Origin of the sequence: Frankia sp. AiPs1 (genome assembly GCF_023716945.1) — a bacterium.
GTDB lineage: Bacteria > Actinomycetota > Actinomycetes > Frankiales > Frankiaceae > Frankia.
The window spans coordinates 1-17,988 of sequence record NZ_JAMQQF010000081.1 but is presented as its reverse complement, the minus strand read 5'-3'; the positions used below and the strand labels follow the sequence as shown (position 1 = coordinate 17,988).

The 17,988-nt window shown below is 72.2% G+C and carries 17 protein-coding genes and 2 pseudogenes; 8 read left to right on the top strand and 11 right to left on the bottom strand.

Features of this window, described 5'->3' with window-relative positions; genetic code table 11:
* Positions 1-505: ArsI/CadI family heavy metal resistance metalloenzyme (locus tag ND748_RS10895; protein ID WP_251745553.1), on the bottom strand; the 505-nt coding region annotated here is incomplete at its 3' end.
* A 99-nt stretch (positions 506-604) separates the two neighbouring features.
* Here ND748_RS10895 and ND748_RS10890 point away from each other — a divergent pair.
* On the top strand, positions 605-1,102 hold the full coding sequence (locus ND748_RS10890; RefSeq protein ID WP_251745552.1) for a helix-turn-helix transcriptional regulator: 498 nt from the start codon (positions 605-607) through the stop codon (positions 1,100-1,102).
* A 704-nt stretch (positions 1,103-1,806) separates the two neighbouring features.
* On the opposite strand, the gene ND748_RS10885 is transcribed toward ND748_RS10890, so the two are convergent.
* From ND748_RS10885 to ND748_RS10875, 3 genes and pseudogenes are all read right to left on the bottom strand, one after another.
* Complete coding sequence (locus tag ND748_RS10885; RefSeq protein ID WP_251745551.1) at positions 1,807-2,235, bottom strand: MaoC/PaaZ C-terminal domain-containing protein; 429 nt, start codon at positions 2,233-2,235, stop codon at positions 1,807-1,809.
* A 137-nt stretch (positions 2,236-2,372) separates the two neighbouring features.
* Positions 2,373-2,780: pseudogene (locus ND748_RS10880) on the bottom strand (MaoC family dehydratase N-terminal domain-containing protein); the annotation flags it as partial.
* 298 nt (positions 2,781-3,078) lie between these two features.
* The gene (locus tag ND748_RS10875) at positions 3,079-4,155 is read right to left on the bottom strand and encodes a phosphotransferase family protein (protein WP_251745549.1); all 1,077 of its coding nucleotides are present in this window, start codon (positions 4,153-4,155) and stop codon (positions 3,079-3,081) included.
* An 89-nt stretch (positions 4,156-4,244) separates the two neighbouring features.
* On the opposite strand from ND748_RS10875, the gene ND748_RS10870 reads away from it, so the two are divergent.
* The 5 genes from ND748_RS10870 to ND748_RS10850 all read left to right on the top strand — a co-directional run bounded on the left by ND748_RS10870 (position 4,245) and on the right by ND748_RS10850 (position 10,350).
* Positions 4,245-5,342 carry a TIGR03857 family LLM class F420-dependent oxidoreductase gene (locus ND748_RS10870; protein WP_251745548.1) on the top strand — a complete coding sequence of 366 codons (1,098 nt, stop codon included), beginning with the start codon at positions 4,245-4,247 and terminating at the stop codon, positions 5,340-5,342.
* Between the two features lie 149 nt (positions 5,343-5,491).
* A complete protein-coding gene (locus ND748_RS10865) occupies positions 5,492-6,937 on the top strand; it encodes an aldehyde dehydrogenase (protein WP_251745547.1) in 1,446 nt (481 codons plus the stop codon).
* A 139-nt stretch (positions 6,938-7,076) separates the two neighbouring features.
* Positions 7,077-8,204, top strand: a complete 1,128-nt coding sequence (locus tag ND748_RS10860; RefSeq protein ID WP_251745546.1) for an NDMA-dependent alcohol dehydrogenase — start codon at positions 7,077-7,079, stop codon at positions 8,202-8,204.
* A gap of 230 nt (positions 8,205-8,434) precedes the next feature.
* Positions 8,435-9,697, top strand: a complete 1,263-nt coding sequence (locus ND748_RS10855) for a cytochrome P450 (protein WP_251745545.1) — start codon at positions 8,435-8,437, stop codon at positions 9,695-9,697.
* 44 nt (positions 9,698-9,741) lie between these two features.
* A complete protein-coding gene (locus ND748_RS10850) occupies positions 9,742-10,350 on the top strand; it encodes a hypothetical protein (RefSeq protein ID WP_251745544.1) in 609 nt (202 codons plus the stop codon).
* A 207-nt stretch (positions 10,351-10,557) separates the two neighbouring features.
* Here the strand turns inward: ND748_RS10850 and ND748_RS10845 are convergent, their stop codons facing one another.
* Positions 10,558-10,974, bottom strand: coding sequence for a hypothetical protein (locus tag ND748_RS10845; protein ID WP_251745543.1), 417 nt, complete (start codon positions 10,972-10,974; stop codon positions 10,558-10,560).
* A gap of 436 nt (positions 10,975-11,410) precedes the next feature.
* On the opposite strand from ND748_RS10845, the gene ND748_RS10840 reads away from it, so the two are divergent.
* The gene (locus tag ND748_RS10840; protein WP_374215890.1) at positions 11,411-11,953 is read left to right on the top strand and encodes a GNAT family N-acetyltransferase; all 543 of its coding nucleotides are present in this window, start codon (positions 11,411-11,413) and stop codon (positions 11,951-11,953) included.
* 114 nt (positions 11,954-12,067) lie between these two features.
* Here the strand turns inward: ND748_RS10840 and ND748_RS10835 are convergent, their stop codons facing one another.
* Positions 12,068-13,726, bottom strand: a complete 1,659-nt coding sequence (locus ND748_RS10835; RefSeq protein WP_308205622.1) for a DUF222 domain-containing protein — start codon at positions 13,724-13,726, stop codon at positions 12,068-12,070.
* Positions 13,727-13,869: 143 nt separating this feature from the next.
* Here ND748_RS10835 and ND748_RS34590 point away from each other — a divergent pair, with 143 nt between their 5' ends.
* The gene (locus tag ND748_RS34590; protein WP_308205623.1) at positions 13,870-14,229 is read left to right on the top strand and encodes a hypothetical protein; all 360 of its coding nucleotides are present in this window, start codon (positions 13,870-13,872) and stop codon (positions 14,227-14,229) included.
* On the opposite strand, the pseudogene ND748_RS34585 reads toward ND748_RS34590, so the two are convergent.
* The 5 genes and pseudogenes from ND748_RS34585 to ND748_RS10810 form a co-directional block, all read right to left on the bottom strand.
* A pseudogene (locus ND748_RS34585) lies at positions 14,155-14,322 on the bottom strand (class I SAM-dependent methyltransferase); the annotation flags it as partial. The gene ND748_RS34590 and the pseudogene ND748_RS34585 overlap by 75 nt on opposite strands.
* Before the next feature lie 352 nt (positions 14,323-14,674).
* Positions 14,675-15,679, bottom strand: coding sequence for a PaaI family thioesterase (locus ND748_RS10825; RefSeq protein WP_251745541.1), 1,005 nt, complete (start codon positions 15,677-15,679; stop codon positions 14,675-14,677).
* 7 nt (positions 15,680-15,686) lie between these two features.
* Positions 15,687-16,886 carry an acyl-CoA dehydrogenase family protein gene (locus tag ND748_RS10820; protein WP_251745540.1) on the bottom strand — a complete coding sequence of 400 codons (1,200 nt, stop codon included), beginning with the start codon at positions 16,884-16,886 and terminating at the stop codon, positions 15,687-15,689.
* Complete coding sequence (locus ND748_RS10815; RefSeq protein WP_251745539.1) at positions 16,877-17,068, bottom strand: hypothetical protein; 192 nt, start codon at positions 17,066-17,068, stop codon at positions 16,877-16,879. Before ND748_RS10815 ends, ND748_RS10820 begins: the two co-directional genes overlap by 10 nt.
* Positions 17,059-17,988: CaiB/BaiF CoA-transferase family protein (locus tag ND748_RS10810; RefSeq protein WP_251745538.1), on the bottom strand; the 930-nt coding region annotated here is incomplete at its 5' end. The genes ND748_RS10810 and ND748_RS10815, both read right to left, overlap by 10 nt.

Here is a 17,988-nt window from a genome sequence, read left to right as displayed (position 1 = left end):
ACCCCGGACCGCCGCCCGACCCCGGACCGCCGCCCGACCCCGGATCGCCGCCCGACCCCGGATCGCCGCCCGACCCCGACCCGGCGGCCGGCTCCACCATGCGCAGCGTCGGCACCGGCCCGTCGACGACGTCGGAGAGCACCGTGTAGACCTCCCACGGCGCGCCGTCGGGGTCGTCGACCCACACCTTGTCCTGCACCGCGTAGCAGCAGGCGGTGTTCTCCTCGACCGCGGTCTCCAGCCCGGCGCCCGCCAGCCGGGTCGTCGCGGCGGTGACCTCGTCGGTCGTCTCGACCTCGACGCCGAGGTGGTTCAGCGCGCCCGCGACGCCGCTGCCGCGGACGTCCGGGTTCTCGATCAGCACCAGCTTCAGCGGCGGCACGTCGACCGCGAAGTTCGCATACCCCGGCCGACGCTTCGCCGGCCCGACTCCGAACAGCGTCGAGTAGAACTCGACCGCCGCGTCCACATCGGACACGTTCAACGCCAATTGCACCCGCGCCATCACGATCACCTCACACATCGACAGTCGTCTATGTCCTGGTGGACGGAGCATGTCCGCAGACATAGACCTCTGTCAATCCCTCATGGCATGCTGGACCGCATGGCCACGACCTCGGCGCCCGCTCCCGCTGCGGCGCCTGCTCCCGCCACGAGGCCCGCTCCCGCTGCGACGCCCGCTCCCGTCACGACGGCGTCCACCGGCCGGCCGGCCGAGACGGGCGGCGATCCGGCCGGTGCGCTCGGGGACTGCTGCACCCCGCTGGCCGCCGCACCCCTGTCCGCCCACGACGCCGACCGGCTCGCCGCCGTGCTGAAGGCCATCGCCGTCCCCGCCCGGCTGCGACTCCTGTCGATGATCTACGTCCGTGACGGCGGCGAAGCCTGCGTCTGCGAACTCACCGAGCCCCTTGGGCTGACCCAGCCGACCGTCAGCCACCACCTGAAGGTCCTCGTCGACGCCGGCCTGATCAGCCGGGACAAGCGTGGCGTCTGGGCCTACTACCGCCCGGTACCCGGCGCCCTCGCCGCCCTCGGCGGGCTGTTCAGTCCCCGGTCGCCCGCCGCGGGACCGCCCCCCGAGTGCTGCGCGCAGTGCTGACCGTCGGAGCGCGGTAGACCACCGCCAGAGCGGGATACCCCTCGAGTGGACGTGCTTGCCCCTCGGCGGAACCCGACAGCCGCCGGCGTCGACTGTGGCAGGTGCGCGGGAGAGCGCCTGCGTGGTTCTACTGGAGGGTTGAGCATCCCCACTGTCCATGCGGATGAGCCACGCGGCACAGCTGCCGGGCACACAGGCTCCCGGCCGGGGCGCGGGGGACGACGTGGGGCGGCGTCAGCCAGCGGGTAGGCATGTGCGGCCGGGACCGCGAAACGACCTGGGGTGGTCGGGACAGAGCAGGGGAGTCCTGCGGTCGGTGGGACCCGCGGGGAGTCGGTGGGACCCGCGGGGAGGTGGTGGATCCGCGGTCCGGCTGTCGCCCTGGGGCCGGACCGCGGATCCCCCGGCCGCGCCCGTTGCCGAAGTCTGCTGACTCTCGGAACAGGCGCCACCGAGTTCTTGGGTAACGCCGCCGGACCGCTCCGGTCGCCTCCTGGGCGGCCCGGCGGCGAGCGGCCGGCCCGGCGTCGAGCGGGCTCACCCCGGCTTGAGCGATTGGTCCCGTTCTGCGCGGCAGGTCACTGGACCGAGCGGTCTGTCCCGCGGGCCGGCGTCCGCGGTCAACCAGGTTCGGCAACCGCGGCGAAGGACGTGTGGCAGGCCGGTGGTTGCCTGGGGCCGCCGCGGTCGCGAGGCGGTCGCGGTCAGTGCGGGAGCAGGAACTCCGCCGTGCTGGCGATGGCCACGCCGCCGGTCTGGCGGGCGCAGCTCAGATCCACCGAGACCAGCCGACCCTCGGGCTGCTCCTCGATGGCCGTGACCACCCCGGAGCAGGTCAGCACGTCGTCCGGCCAGACCTGCTCGCGGAAGCGGACGTGGAACCGGCGGACGTTCTCCGCGCCCAGCCAGTCGGTGGCGAAGGTGGCCAGCAGGGCCGCCTGGTGCATCCCCTGGGAGAACACCGACGGGTAGCCGGCGCGCTGGGCGAAGGTGTCGTCGTAGTGCATCGGGTTGAGGTCGCCCGACGCCCCCGAGTAGCGCACGAACATCTGCCGGGTGAGCGGGCCGAACGAGCGCGGCTCGGGAGAGGAACCCACGGCGAGGTCGGCGAGCGTGGTGGCGGGGGCGGTCATGCCTTCTCCTCCGTGCCCGGCGCCGGCTGCGCGGCGGTGGCCGGCTGTGCGGCCGAGGCCGGCTCCGCAGTCTTGGCCGGCTCCGCAGTCCTGGTCGGCTCCGTGGTCTTGGTCGGCTCGGCGGTCTTCGTGGCCTTCGCGGTCTCGATGTAGGTCGCGCGGCCCTCGGCGATCAGGGTGCCCGCCTCGTCGCGGAACTCGGTGACGATGACGGCGAACTTCATGGTGCCCCCGCGCCGGCCGGGCTTCTCGTAACGCTCGGCGAGGCGCTCGGCGGCGTAGAGGGTCTGCCCGGCGCGCGGCGGCGGCCCGTGGAAGATGTACTCCTGCTCGCCGTGCAGCAGCCGGCGGCGGTCGAACCCGTGCGGCACGCGGGCACCCTCGGGCGCCCAGCGATTGGCGTTGATCAGAAACGTCGGCGGGACCACGGCGTCCGGGGCCAGGTACTCCGGCGCCTCGGACTGCATGGCGAGGGCGAACTCACGGATCTTGCCGCGTTCGATCGGGAACTCCCACGCGGCGCCCGCCTCGCTGGGTGCGCTCATCACTGCTCCGTCGGGTCGTCGGTCGAGGTGGTCAGGCGGTGCGCCCGGGGGCGCGATCTTACGGACCCGTCGCCGGGCGGCGCCGTCGTGCCGCCTGCTGCCTGCCGCGCCACCGTGACGTGCTGCACGCTAGCAGGAGGCAGGGCAACTTTCTAACACTGCCGTCATTCTCCGCGGGCGGCCTCCGCGGGCGTCTCTGCCGGCGCCTCTGCCGGCGTTTCTGCCGGCATCTCCGTGGGCGTCACTGTCGGCGTTTCCGTGGACGCCTGTCCGCGGGTGGTGCGGGTCAGGCGGTGGCTCAGGCGGCGACGCGGTCGAGGCCGCGGCGGATCATCCTGATGGTGCGGCGGGCGTAGGCGGAGGCGACCCGTTCCGGCAGCCCGCCGCTGGTCATCAGCAGCACGCCGAGGCGGCTGTTGATCAGCGTCATGACGGTGGCGGCGAGCAGTTCGTAGTAGTCGATGTGCTCGACCGGCCGGCCGGACAGCTCCTGGTAGCGGGCGATGATCGCGGCCCGGTCGGGCACGCCTTCCAGGCGGGTCAGCCGCTGGGCCTCGCAGAGGAAGTCCTCGAACATCAGCCACCAGCCGAGGTCGATGCCGGGCGGGCCGACGGTGGCCGTCTCCCAGTCGAACATCGCCTGCACGGACTCCTCGGGGCCGAAGCTGATGTTGCCGACCCGGGCGTCGCCCCACACGATGCCGGCGGCGGGGTCGTCGGGGCGCTCGCGCAGCAGGTGGTCCACGGCCGCGGCCACGGTCTCGGGCTCCCAGCGCAGGCTCGGCTGCGCCCAGGTGTGCCAGTCGCGCAGCCCCGCCAGGTAGCGGTCGAGCGCGGTGCCGGTCCCCGCGGGCGTCAGGAAGTCGAAGCCGTCGCGCACGTCGATGCGGTGCAGCGCGACCAGGGAGGCCAGCGCGTTGTCGTGCATCACGGACCGCTGCGCCGGGCTGAGCTCGACCGTCCAGCCCTCGGCGTGCCAGCTCGGCACGTCGCCGGGCACCCGGCCCTCGACCCGGCCCATCAGGTAGAACGGCGAGCCCAGCACGGTGGGATCGGGCTCGATGTACCAGATGGTCGGCACCGGCACGCCCGGATGGGGGGCGAGGGCCTGCATGATCCGGGCCTGGCGGACCGCGTCGGGGGTCACGAAGAGCTGGTGGCCGGTGGGCTCGATGCGCAGCACGAGGTCCTCGCCGCGCCGCGGGCCGTCCGGCGGGGTCCAGGCCAGGTGCAGGTAGAGGGTCTCGTTGGAGTAGCCGGCCTTGGGCGAGGTCAGCGGGGAGATCTCCACGTCGGCGGCGCCGTGGCGATCCCGCAGCCACCCCCGCAGGACCTCCCGGGTCGCCTCGAGGTCACGTCGTGCCGTGGTGGCCATCCTGACTCCTTCTGCCCGCGTGCCCCGGTTGCCGGCCACCCGGACCGGCTGATCGCCCAAATACTAGACACGGATGTCAGAATAGGGGCATGACGACGAACAGGGACCGCGATCTGACCGGTGCCGCCCGGGTGGCGGACCGCCTCGGCGCCTACGTGCTGCCCGGCCGGGTCGCCGATCCGCGGCCCGCGATCGGTCAGGCGCAGACCGCCGAGCACCTCGGGCTCGGCACCGTGTGGCTCAGCGAGCGGTGGGGGACGAAGGACTTCGGGGTGCTCGCGGGCGCCATCGGCCAGGCCACCAGCCGGGTGCGCATCGCTTCGGGCATCACCCACTTCCTCGTGCGCCATCCCGTCGTGCTGGCGTCCACCGCGATGACGGCCCAGGCGCTGACCGGCGGTCGCCTCACGCTGGGCTTCGGGCGCTCGGTCGGCCCGATGTGGAAGGCCGTGGGCCTGCCGGCGATGACCAACCAGGTCCTCGTCGACTCCGCCGACATGCTGCGCCGGCTGTGCCGGGGAGAGAAGGTCTCCTACGACGGTCCGGCCGGGCGCTTCCCGGTCATGCGCCTGGGGGACCTGCCCGACGTCGCGCCGCCGGAGCTGGTGTTCGCCGCGATCGGCCCGAAGAGCCTCGCGCTCGCCGGGGCGCACTTCGACGGCGCGCTGCTGCACCCCTTCCTCACCCCGGAGGCCGTCGCCCGCTCGGTGGCGATCGTGCGCAAGTCGGCGGCCGAGGCGGGGCGCGACCCGTCGACGGTGAAGGTCTACGCCACCGTCGTGGTCGCCCCCGACCTCACTGACGAGGAGGAGACCGCGGTGGTCGGCGCGCGGGCGGTGACCTACTTCCAGATCCCGGGCTTCGGTGAGCGCCTGGCCGGGGTGAACGAGTGGGACCTCGAGCCGCTCGCGGCGCTGCGCTCGCACCCGCTGATGGCCGGCCTGCGCGGGTCCGCCGACAACGTCTTCACCCGTCACCAGCTCCTCGACGTCGCCGCCACCCTGCCCGCGTCGTGGCTGACCGACGCCGCCGCGGTGGGCTCCGCGGGCACGTGCGCCGCCCGCCTCGACGACTACCTGGACGCCGGCGCCGACGAGCTGGTCCTGCACGGGTCCACCCCGGAACTGCTCGGCCCGGTCCTGCAGCACTTCGCCGCGCGAACCCCGGCGAACACGGCCGGTGCGTAGTCGGTGCGGGTACTGTTTGCACATCGGTGACATGAACGCCAGAATTAAGTGATCATACGGTCGGGCGGGTGCCCGGGCGTCGACGTTGTCGGGCCGGTCCGGTCGTGGCCCGGCCGCCCGACCTGATCATCAGTGGGAAAGAGACCTCCTTGTACACCCACGAGAATCTCTTCATCGGTGGCTGGGTGCCGCCGGCCTCGTCCCGGGTGATCGACGTGTTCTCCCCGGCGACCGAGGAGCCGATCGGGCGCGTGCCGAGCGCCTCGATCGCCGACGTCGACGCGGCGGTGGCCGCCGCCCGCACCGCCTTCGACACCGGCCCCTGGCCGGCTCTCGACCCCGCCGAGCGCGCGCAGATCGTCGGCCGGCTCGGCAAGGCGATCCGGGCCCGGGCGGAGGAGTTCGCCGACCTCATCTCCTCGGAGGTCGGCTCGCCGCGCGCATGGTCGACCCTCGGTCAGGTCGGGATCGCCACCGCCGTGTTCGCGACCTACAGCGGGATCGGGCGCAGCCACGAGTGGGAGACGACCCGCAAGGGCGGCTTCGGTGGCCCGGTGCGGGTGCGCCAGGTGCCCGTCGGCGTGGTCGGCGCGATCGTGCCGTGGAACGCCCCGCTGTTCGTCGCCGCGCTCAAGCTCGCCCCGGCGCTGCTGGCCGGCTGCACCGTCGTGCTCAAGCCGGCCCCGCAGACCCCCCTGCACACCTACCTGCTCGCCGAGGCAGCCGAGGCGGCCGGCCTGCCCCCGGGCGTGCTGTCCATCGTCCCCGGCGAGGCCGCGGCCAGCGAGCACCTGGTCCGCCACCCCGGCGTCGACAAGATCAGCTTCACCGGGTCGACGGCGGTCGGGCGCCGCATCGGCGAACTGTGCGCGCGCGACCTGCGCCGGTTCACACTGGAGCTCGGCGGCAAGTCCGCGGCGATCCTGCTGCCCGACGTCGACCTCGGCGACCGCACGGTCGAGGCGATCGTCGGCGGGGCGATGTCCAACGGCGGGCAGATCTGCGTCTCCCAGACCCGCGTGCTCGCCCCCCGCGACCGCTACGACGAGGTCGTCGACGCGCTCGGCGCCCGCATCGGCGCGCTGCGGGTCGGCGACCCAAGCGACCCCGCCACTGAGGTCGGCCCGCTGATCTCCAGCCAGGCCCGCGAGCGGGTCGAGGGCTACCTGAGCTCCGCCGAGGCCGACGGCGCCCGCCTGGTCACCGGCGGCGGGCGGCCCAAGGGCCTCGACCGCGGCTGGTATGTCGAGCCGACCCTGTTCGCCGGCGTGGACAACGGCATGCGGGTCGCCCGCGAGGAGATCTTCGGTCCGGTCATGGTCGTGATCCCCTACGACGGCGTCGACGACGCGGTGCGCATCGCCAACGACTCCGACTACGGCCTGGCCGGCGCGGTCTGGACGACCGACATCGCCGCGGGCGAGGTCGTCGCCGGCCGGATCCGCGCCGGTGGAGTCGGGGTGAACTCCAGCGCCGGGATGGACCTGGGTAGCCCCTTCGGCGGGTTCAAGCAGTCCGGCATCGGCCGCGAGGGCGGTCCCGAGGGGCTGGCGGCCTACACCGAATACCAGTCGATCATCCTGCCGGCGGGGTGAGCCCCCGGTAGATCGACCGGCGGCCGGACCACTACGAGCCGACTCGAGAGCCGAACTACCGGCCAATACGGTGCCACCGGCAGCATCCAACCACCGACCAGTACCGGACCGCCGGTAGCGACGAGAGGACCACACGACAGTGCAGACCAAGGCCGCGGTGCTCTGGGAGGCGAACGCCCCGTGGGCGGTCGAGACGATCGAGCTCGACCCGCCCAAGCACGACGAGGTGCTGGTCGAACTCCACGCCTCCGGTATCTGCCACTCCGACGAGCATCTCGTCACCCGGGACATGCCCTTCCGCATCCCGTGCATCGGCGGGCACGAGGGCGCCGGGGTCGTGCGCGAGGTCGGTGCCCACGTGTCCTGGCTCAAGCCCGGTGACCACGTCGTGTTCGGCTTCATGCCGTCGTGTGGGCGCTGTCCGTCCTGCTCGACCGGCCACCAGAGCCTGTGCGACCTCGGTGCCAAGCTCTACAGCGGCCGGCACATCTCCGACGACGGCTACCGCCACCACGCCAAGGGCGAGGACATCTCCACCGCCTGCCTGATCGGGTCGTTCGCCCATCACACGGTGGTCAACGAGGCCAGCGTCATCAAGATCGATAATCACTACCCGCTGGACCGGGCCTGCCTGCTGGGCTGCGGGTTCGTCACCGGCTGGGGCTCGGCGGTCTACGCCGCCCAGGTCCGCCCCGGCGACGCCGTGGTCGTCGCCGGCGTCGGCGGGATCGGCGGCGCCGCCATCCAGGGCGCCAAGCTCGCCGGCGCCAAGGTGATCGTCGCGATCGAGCCGGTCGAGACGAAGAAGGACAAGGTCCTCGAGCTCGGCGCCACCCACGTCGCGACCTCCTGGCAGGAGGCGCCCGCCGTCGTTGCGGAGGCGACCTGGGACCGCGGCGCCGACGTGTTCATCTGCGCGATGGGCGTCGGCGACGGCAAGCTGGTCAAGAAGGCCCTGCGGATGACGGCCAAGCGGGGCACCCTCGTGGTGACCAACATCCACCCGGCGACGGAGACGTCCATCGACGTGAACCTGATGGACCTGACCCTGACCGAGAAGCGCATCATCGGCACGCTCTACGGCTCGGGCAACCCGCGCGCCGACATCCCGAAGCTGCTGGAGCTGTCCAGCGTCGGCCAGGTCGACCTCGACATCATGGTGTCGCGGACCTACCCGCTCGAGGACATCAACGACGCGTTCGACGACCTGCGCGCCGGCACCAACCTGCGGGGCGTCCTGCGCTACCCGGCCGCCGACGCCGCCTGATCCTTCCCCGGTCGCCGTCCCTCAGATTTGCAGCCCCTCAGATTCGCAGCCCCTCAGCTCGTCGCCCCTCCAGCTCGTCGCCCCTGAGCTCGCCGCCATTCAGCTTCGTCGCCCCTGAACTCGCCGCTCCCAGCTCGTCGCACCAGCTCGCCGCCACCCGTCCGAACGACCACCGGAGCGCGCCGCATCCGTCCCGCGGTGCCGCCGCACAGCACGAGGAGAACCGGCCCATGAGCCTGATCGCTGACGTCGACCTGGACGATCTCGACTGGTGGACCCGGCCCGCGGCCGAACGCGACGCCTACTTCGCGAGCGTGCGCGCATCCGGCGAGCGCCCCCACTTCCCCGAACTCGACCTCGCCGGCAACACCCGGGGCCGCGGCTTCTACGCGGTGACCCGCTACGCCGACGTGATGGAGGTCAGCCGCCGGCCCGAGGACTTCTGCTCCGGCGAGGGCACCAACATCTTCGACCAGCCGCTGGACCTGCGGGAGTTCTTCGGCTCCATCATCGCGATGGACAACCCGCAGCACGCCCGCCAGCGCCGGATCATCTCCCGCGGCTTCACCGCGAAGAACCTGGAGGCGCTGCGCGCCAACGTCGGTGAGGTGACCCGGGAGGTCCTCGGGGTCGTCGCGGAGAAGGGCGAGTGCGACTTCGTCACCGAGGTCGCCGCGCTGATTCCGCTGCGCATCGTCAACGACATGATGGGCATCCCGCGCAGCCAGGAGCAGTTCGTCTTCGAGTCGACGAACAAGCTGCTCGGCGCCAGCGACCCGGAGTACGTTCCGGACCAGAGCCCGCGCGGGGTCGCGAAGAACCTGTCCCGGGTCGGCGACGAGTTCGCCGAGCTGCTGCGCGAGCTCGCCGCCGACCGGCAGCGCAACCCCGGCGACGACCTCATCAGCCTGCTCGTCGCCGCCGGGGACGAGAACCTCACCGCGAGGGAGCTCGCCTCCTTCTTCATCCTGCTGGTCGGCGCCGGCAACGAGACCACCCGCAACGCGATCGCGCACGGCCTGCTCGCGCTGACCCAGTACCCCGACCAGCGGGCGCTGTGGGCCGCCGACGTCGACGGCGTCACGCCGACGGCCGTCGACGAGGTCGTCCGCTGGGCGTCGCCGGTGCTGCACATGCGCCGCACCGTCACCGCCGACGGGGTGCGTCTCGGCGACCAGGAGTTCCGCGAGGGCGACAAGCTGGTGCTGTGGTATCGCTCGGCGAACCAGGACGAGTCGGTGTTCCCCGACGGCACCCGCTTCGACGTGCGCCGCGACCTCACCCCGCCGCACCTCGGCTTCGGCGCCCCCGGCCCGCACTTCTGCCTGGGCGCCCATCTCGCCCGCCTCGAACTGTCCGTGGTGTTCAAGGCGCTGTTCGAGTACCTTCCCGACATTCACGCCGTGGAGGAGCCGCACTTCCTGCGGACGAACTTCCTGCACGGCATCAAGCACCTCAAGGCCGCCTACACCCCGACCACGGTCCGCGCCTGACCGCCCTCGAGGCGCATGCACCACCCCACACTCTGGAGGCCACGTTGAGCCACCCCCGCGAAGAAGTGGAAGCCGCCTTCAAGAACTACTACTTACTCGGCCCCGTCGCCGAGGACTGGAAGCGCTGGGCGCACGAGTGCTTCACCGAGGACGCCTGGTACAAGGACCACTACTGGGGCACCTTCAACGGCCAGGACGAGATCGAGGAGTACCTCGACGTCACCATGTCCTGGTCGCCGGGCACCTACACGCCGATGATCTGGTACACGATCGACGGTGACACGGTGGTCTGGAAGGGCATCAACTGGGCCGACAACTACAAGATCCCGGGCGGCCCCAAGGTCGGCGCCGAGTCGATCCAGATCCTGGAGTACGCGGGTAACGGCCAGTTCAAGTCCGAAGAGGACTACTGGATCGCCTACGAGATGAAGCGGTTCGGCAAGTGGTACGCCGAGTTCGGCCAGCCGTACACGCCCGGCGACATCAAGCTGACCCGCGACGACTGGGGCACCTGGATCGACTGGGCCCGCCCCGAGCCCGGCCACGAGCCGCGCCCGTCGTGGGTGGACCGCCCGGGCCTGAAGCCGACGTTCAACGTCAAGGAAATCGGCTTCGGCGTGCGTAACCCGACGATCGACGACCCGATCGAATAACCCGCCCCCGGCTGGGGCACCGTCCTTCGGTGCCCCAGCCGTCGTGCGTCCGGGCCAGTCTGCGTCGTGCGTCCGGGCCAGTCTGCGTGCGGGCGAGTCTGCTGCGTGCCTGCGTGCCTGCGTGCCTGCGTGCCTGCGGGCCGCGTCGCGCCTGCGTGCGGGACAGCCTGCGGCGTGGGTGCGGGACGGGCCGCGTCGCGCGTGCGGTCAGTCCGCGGGCAGCACGCTCAGCCCGGCCGACCACAGCGGCAGCGGCGGCGGCGGGCAGGGGTGCTCGACGATCCCGCGTTCGGCCAGGTATTTGCGCCAGGCGGCCTTGTCCAGGAACGGGTGCCCGACGCCCATGATGACCCCGTACATCTCGCAACCCTCCGGGCCGGCCTCCCAGGGGCCGAACGTGTCGCCGTACTCGAGCATGATGTGCGAGCCGGGGCCGCAGACATGTGTACCGTCCGAGACCTGCCCGCGGGTAATGAAAATCGAGTGGTCCCCATGGTGACCGTGCCGGGGCGTGATCGCCCCCGGATCCCACTTGTTGTAGAAGCAGACGTAGCGCGGCGAGAGCTGGATCCACGCCTCCTGGATCCGCGCGATCCGCCCGTCCGGATACTCCAGCCGGGTCACGTCGAACCAGTGCGCGTCATCCAGCGATGTGACAATCGGCCCACCGTACACAGCATGGCCCCGCTTTCCGCAGCAAGACTGTCGAATTTTCTGGCATATTAGCGCGCAACATTTTTCCTGGCCAGGAATCCGGTCATCCGCCTGCTGCCCTGCCCATACTGCCGTCGTGTCCGTGGGGGGCGGGGACGGTTCCGCCACCGGGCACCGGGGTGCCCACCCGCGTCGGTCATACCCGCGTCGGTCATACCCGGGTTGAATGCCGCTGCCGGCCGCGCCGTAGCCGAGGGCGGCGCGTCATGATCGCTGCTCCGGCGGAAGGGGGAGCGTAGCCGTGACATGCTGGCGGCTGGATCGCGCCGGCTGGTCGCGGCCGGCTGGTCGCGGCCGGGCTGGGCCCGGCGGCTGGTTCGGACCGCATCTCATGGAGCGATCGATGGTGATCACCTGGCGCCAGCTCGACGAGGCCGACTTCGCCCTGCTGCGGGGGTGGCTGGAGCAGCCAACCGTCGCGAGGTGGTGGAACCACGAGACGACCACAGAGGCCATCACACGCGACTTCGGTCCCGCCGCCCGTGGCGAGGAGCCTGCGGAGGATTTCCTCGCCCTGCTCGACGACCGGCCCGTCGGGCTGGTGCAACGGTGCCGCCTCGCCGACTACCCGAAGTACCACGACGAATTGGCATCCATCGTGGACATCCAGGCCGGCGCCATGACCATCGACTATCTGATCGGCGAGCCCGACCAGACCGGGCGCGGTCTGGGCAGTCGCATGATCGCCTCCATGATCAGGCGCATCTGGATCGACCATCCTGAGGTCACCTGCATCGTGGTGCCGGTCGTGGCGGCCAACCAGGCCTCGTGGCGGGCACTGGAAAAGGCAGGTCTCCGACGCGTCGGGCAGGGTGCACTCGCGCCGGACAACCCCGTTGACGACCCGCTGCACTATGTGTACCGCGTGGACCGGCCCGACGCCGGCTGACGCAGGATGAGGCCCACGGCTGGGCGCGCCACGCCAGCAATGACGATGACATCGCATTTCCCCCTGGAAGGGGAGGACCGCTCCAGCTCATTAGCCGCCGGATCGCTTTGCTGGTCATGTGGCGGCAAACAGGTCGGTGGGGTTTTGGGTGTAGGGGTTGCGGCGGGGGCGTTGGTGGGGGTCGACGCGCCAGGGTGGGATGTAGGCGGGGTGGCCGTCGTCGGTGAAGATGATGGTCCAGCCGTCGTGGTGGACCTGCCGATGATGCTGGCCGCAGATCAGCACAAGGTTGTGCAAAGCCGTGACACCGTCGTCTTTCCAATGTGTGCAATGGTGGCATTCGCACCACGACGGGGGCTTGTCGCAGCCCGGAAAACTGCAGCCCCGGTCGCGGGCGACCAGGGCGCGGCGCATCTGCGGGGGCACGGTTCGGGCGGTGCGTCCGACGTCGAGGGGGACCCCGGCGGGGTCGAGGATTATGCGGGTGATTTCGGCGTCGCAGCTCAACCGGGCCAGGACGCTGCGTGGCAGCGGAAGACCCCAGCTGGTGGTCGCGGGGATGACACCGGCGGCGAGCAGGGTCTCCCAGCCGATGGTGACGGTCAGATGCGGCCGGACCCCGCCGGTCTCGGGAACCGCAGCGGCGCCCAGGGCGCGGGTGACGAGGGCGACGAGGGCATCGGCGCGTCGGCGGGTGGGACTACGCCGGTCGGGGGTGCCGTCCTCGGCGGGCTGGGGAGCGGCGAGGCTGTCCAACGCGGTGCGCAGCAGGGCCGCGCCTTTGGCGTCGAGTTCTCCGCTGATCAGCGTGGTCCCGCTCGGGGTGTCGGTGAACGTGAGCCGGCGGATGTCGGCCGGGTCCCGGCTCGGCCTCTCGCCACCGTCGCCGCCGCCAGACCCGGCACCGCCTCCCCCGCCGGCACTGGCACTGCCAGCGCCGGCACCGCCGCCGTTCCCGTGGCCGCCGGTGCTGGGTCTGGTGTGTTCGCCGGCGTGGCTGTCGGTGTGGGGGTCGTCGCCGCCAGGGGAGGTGTCGATGGTGGTGAGGGTTTCGCGGAGGCGGGCGGCGATTTTGGTGAGGTGCAGGCTGTCGAACTGGCCGGCGAAACCGATCAGGGCCTGTTCGGCGGCGGTGCGCTGGTCGGCGGTGGTGCCGGTGGGCAGGCTGCGCATCGCGTCGCCGATGACGACCGCGTGTTCGACGGTGATCGTCCCGCTGGCCAGGGCCGCGCCGGTGGCGGTGCACACGGTGATGTCGCGGGCGAGGGTGACCTGACGGCGGGCCTCGCCGCGGGTCAGCTTCAGCCGGTCCCGTAGCCACGCCGCGAGATCGGTGGCGCCCTGGTGGACGGCGAAGCCACGGTCGGTCGCCTCGACGAACAACCGGCCCCGTACCGCCGCGACCCGCCCGGACAGCCGGCACACCCCGTCGAGAAGCCCGTCCAGCTCGCCGTCGGAGAGCCGCCACACGTCCGCGGCCAGTAGCCCGTCGAGCTGCCCGCAGATCGTGGCCAGGCATGCCGGCGGGTCCGGGCTGTCACCCACGTCGGCGCCGAGGCCGGCGCCGATGTCGTCGTAAACCATGTGCCAACGGTAGAACAACACCTGCCGGATGTCGAACGTATGTTCGTACGCTGGAAGCGGAGACGACACGGGAACCATCTCCAGGGGCCGGCCAGAAGAGCAGTCCGGGCAGCGGCCGGCGGGCTGGTCGGCGGTCGTCGGTCGGCGGTCGTCGAGGGCGTCGAGGGCGGCGATGAGTAGTCCGGACATCGGCGATTCGGCCCGTGCCCGGTCAGTCGCCCGATCGGGTTGCTCGGACCTGGAGGCGGACGTAGTCGACGACGGGTTCGGGGGAGGCGGGCGGTGATCGCGTCGACGAAGCCCGCGCGCTCGTCCTCGGGGAGACGGTCGAGGTGCGCGCCCAGCACCACCGTTCCCAGACAGGTCCGGAACTGCTCGACCTGCTCGAACCGGGCGGGATCGGGCGTCAGCGTCACCTCGACGTCGGTGAACCCCGCGTCGAGCAGGCGGCGGGTGGTGTCCTCGATGCCGGCGAAGTTCCACACCCGTGGCGCCTTCGGCAGCACCTCGTCGATGGCATGGTTGATGCTCGCGACGTTGCCCTGGCCGCCGCATTCGAAGGCGAGCTGGGCCCCCGGTCGCATGATCGCGGCCAGATTTCCGAAGACCATGTCATGATTGGGAAGCCAGTGGAGGGCGGCGACGCTGACAACGGCGTCGACCTGGGTGTGGACGGGCAGCGGTGCCAGTAGATCGGCCTGGATCACCTCGACGCGGTCGAGGCGGTCGGCGAGCCGGACGCGCAGCCGCGCGAGCATGGCGGCGGAGCCGTCCAGGGCGATCACGCGCCCGCCGGGCAACAGGTCGAGCAGGGCGCTGGTGTCGCGCCGGTGCCGCAGCCGGCATCGAGAACCATCTCGCCGCCGGTCAGCGTGAGTCGGCCGAGTGTCCTCTTACCCCAGAACAGGTGGGGGAGAGGTAGCGAATCGTAGGTGCGTGCATCCCACTCGCGAGGCATGCCCCCAAAAGTAGCGAGATGACCAGTAAAGATTGATCGATCGCCACGGTGGGGAACGTGGATGTCGGGGCCCCGCCGCGCTCGGCAATGGTGGGAGCCGTCACGGTGTCGGTAGCGGTGGCCCTCGCGGCACCGCCGCCGCCCGGCGCCGGTGGAGGCGCCGGGCGGCGAGGTCGGGGTCAGAAGACCGGGGTGCCGCGCTCGCGGGTGATGGTGGTGAGGGTGGCGGGCTTGCCGGCCGGGCCCGCCGTCGTCACCCGGTAGAGGGAGACCGTGCGGCCGCGGTGGACGAGTTCGGCGGTCGCGGTGACCGCGGCGGCGAGGGCGGCCGGGCGCAGGTAGTTCAGCCGGATCGCCGTCGTGCGCTCCGGGACCGCCGGGTCGGCGAGTGCCTCGGTGGCGAGTTCGGCGGCGCAGAACAGGACGCCGCCGTGCACGGTGCCGCCGCCGTTCTCGAACGCCGGGTTGGCGGGCAGGAGGAACCGGCCGACGTCGCCGTCGCGCACGGGGCCGGCGATGATCCCGTCCCCGCCCGGGCCCCTGGCGTCGGCCCGGCTCAGGGCCTCCAGCAGCGAGTGGTGCGCGGCCGGTGGCAGCATCTGCGGCTCGCCGTCGAGGTACCCCGCCGCCGTGCCCGGGATGCTGACGAAGCGGCAGCGGCCGATGCCGACGGCGATCAGCCGGCCGGCGTCGTCGCGGACCTCGCAGCGCGCCGTCCCACCGGCGGGATCCCGCCCGAGCAGCTCGGCGCTGGCCGTCAACAACGCGCCGGACCACGGCGGGGAGGTGATGACGTCGAGGGAGAGTTCGGCGGTGACCGAGTGGGAGTTCTCCGGCCGGGAGTCGTAGACCTCCATCCCGATCGCGGAGTCCACCAGGACGCCGAGCGAGCCGATCGTCGCGATGCCGTCGGGCCCGTCGAGCCACGGGCCGAGCTGCATCGTGACGCGCACGCCGTGCTCGCCGTGCTCGCCGCGGATCACCTGGCTCAGCCGGAAGCGGCTTTCGGCGTACTCCCGCGCCGGCGGGGCCGCCCCGACCGGCGCAGCCGCCTCGACCGGCGCGGATGGGGCGGATGGGGCGTGGTCGGCCGGCTCGACGCGGGCTGCCGGGACGAGGCCGCCCGCGGGCGTGCCAGTGGTCGACGAGGTTCCGGCGCTCGAGGAGGTTCCGGTTTCGGTCATCGGCGCATCAACGTAGCAGCTCGCGGGCAATGATCATCTTCTGGACCTCGGAGGCGCCCTCGCCGAGGCGCTTGACCCGCAGGTCGCGGAACCAGCGCTCCAGCGGCATCTCCTTGGACAGGCCCAGCGCGCCGAACATCTGCACGCAGCGGTCCAGCACCCGGTAGGCGGCCTCGGTGCCGTACATCTTGCACACCGAGGCGTCGACCCGCACGTCCTTGCCCAGGTCGGCGTTCCAGGCCGCCTGGTACATCAGCAGCCGGGCGGCGCGCAGCTCCACCTCACTGTCGGCGATCATCCACTGGATGCCCTGCTTGTCGGCCAGCCGGGAGCCGAAGACCTCGCGCTGCTTGACCCAGTCGATCGCCATCCCCAGCGCCTGCTGGGCGATGCCGATCGGGCCGGCGGCGTAGGCGATGCGCCCGGAGACCAGGAACTGCGAGGCGAGCCGGAAGCCCTGGCCCTCCTCGCCGATCCGGTTCTCGACCGGAATCCGGACGTTGTCGAAGTGCAGCTCGTACGGCGCGTAGGAGGTCATCACGTCGATCGGGAACTTGGTCAGCCCCTCGACGTCGTTGGGCAGGATGAAGCAGGTGATCCCGTCGCGCCGGCCCGGCTCGCCGGTGCGCGCGTAGAGCACCCCCCAGGCCGCGGAGCCGGCGTGGGTCGTCCACATCTTGGTGCCGTTGATGACGTAGTGGTCGCCGTCGCGCTCGGCCCGGCAGCGGATCGCCCGGGCCGGGTCGGAACCGCCGGACGGCTCGCTGATCGCGGTGAACGCCCGGCCCGCCCTGCCCTCGATGATGGGGCGGGCGTACGTCTCGAACTGCTCCTTGGTCGCGGAGAACATCACCGTCGGCGGGTTGCCGCCGAACGCCCCGCAGGCCGGGAAGAACGCGCCCATCCGGCACTTCGCCGCCTCTTCGGCGATGACGACCTGGCCGAGGACGCTCAGCCCGGCACCGCCGAACTCCGCCGGCGTCTGCAGCGCCCACAGATCCGCCGCGCGGGCCTTGGCCTGCAACGGGCCGAGCAGCTCGGGCGGCAGGCCGGCCGCGTCGTGGGGGAGAGTGTCCTCCAGCGGGCGGACCTCGGTCTCCATGAAGCGGCGCACCGTGTCGGTGAGCATCCGGAACTCGTCCGGGAGCTCCCAGGCACCGGTGGGGAACGTGTCGGAGCCGCTGGACGGCGCTGCCGCTACGGACACGGCGCCTCCTTTGTTGTCTGGGTGAGGGCGAGGACGGTGGTGCAGCCGATGACGAGGTGGCAGCGCAGGCCGAGGTGGCAGCGCAGGCCGAGGTGGCAGCGGAGGCCGAGGTCGCAGCCGAGGCCGAGGTCGCAGCCGGGGGCCGGAGCGGACTCGGGGGCGCGGCGGGCGATCAGGTCCACCCGGCCAGGACCTCGGCCACGGTGTGCGCGGCCCGCGGGGGAACCCGCGGCGCGGCGGGGACGCTGCGGGAGAACCGCGGCGCGGGGGCGGGCTGGGTCACGCCGGCCACGTCGATGAGGATCTCCCGGGCGGCCATGTGCGGGTGCGCCGCGGCCTCGTCGAAGTCCAGCACCGGGGTGACGCAGGCGTCGAGGGGGTCGAACACGGCCGCCCACTCGTCGCGGGTGCGCCCGGCGAAGGCCTTGGTGAACGCCTCGCGCAGCTCGGGCCAGCGGGCCCGGTCGTCCTGGCCGGGCAGCACGGCCGGGTCGAGGCCGAGGCCGGTGACGAACGTGGCGTAGAAGCGGGGTTCGAGCGCGCCGACGGCCATGTAGCGCCCGTCGGCGGTGGCGTAGACGTCGTAGAACGGCGCGCCGGTGTCGAGGCGGTTGGAGCCGCGCTCGTCGTTCCAGCGGCCACGCCCGCGCAGCCCCCAGACCATGTGCGCGAGCAGGCTCGCGCCGTCGACGATGGCCGCGTCGATGACCTGGCCGCGCCCGGAGCGCTCCCGCTCGACCAGCGCGGCCAGGACGCCCACCACCAGGTAGGTGGAACCGCCGCCGAAGTCGCCGACCAGGTTCAGCGGCGGCAGTGGCGGCTCGCCGGCGCGCCCGACCGCGTTGAGCACCCCGGTGATCGACAGGTAGTTGATGTCGTGGCCGACCCGGTCCGCCAGCGGTCCCTGCTGGCCCCAGCCGGTCATCCGCCCGTAGACCAGCCGCGGGTTGCGCCGCGCGCAGTCGTCCGGGCCGAGGCCGAGGCGCTCGGTGACGCCGGGGCGGAAGCCCTCGATCAGCACGTCGGCGCCGGCGATCAGGTCCAGCACGCCGTCGCGGGCCGCGGGGTCGCCCAGGTCGGCCTCGACGAGGCGGCGCCCGCG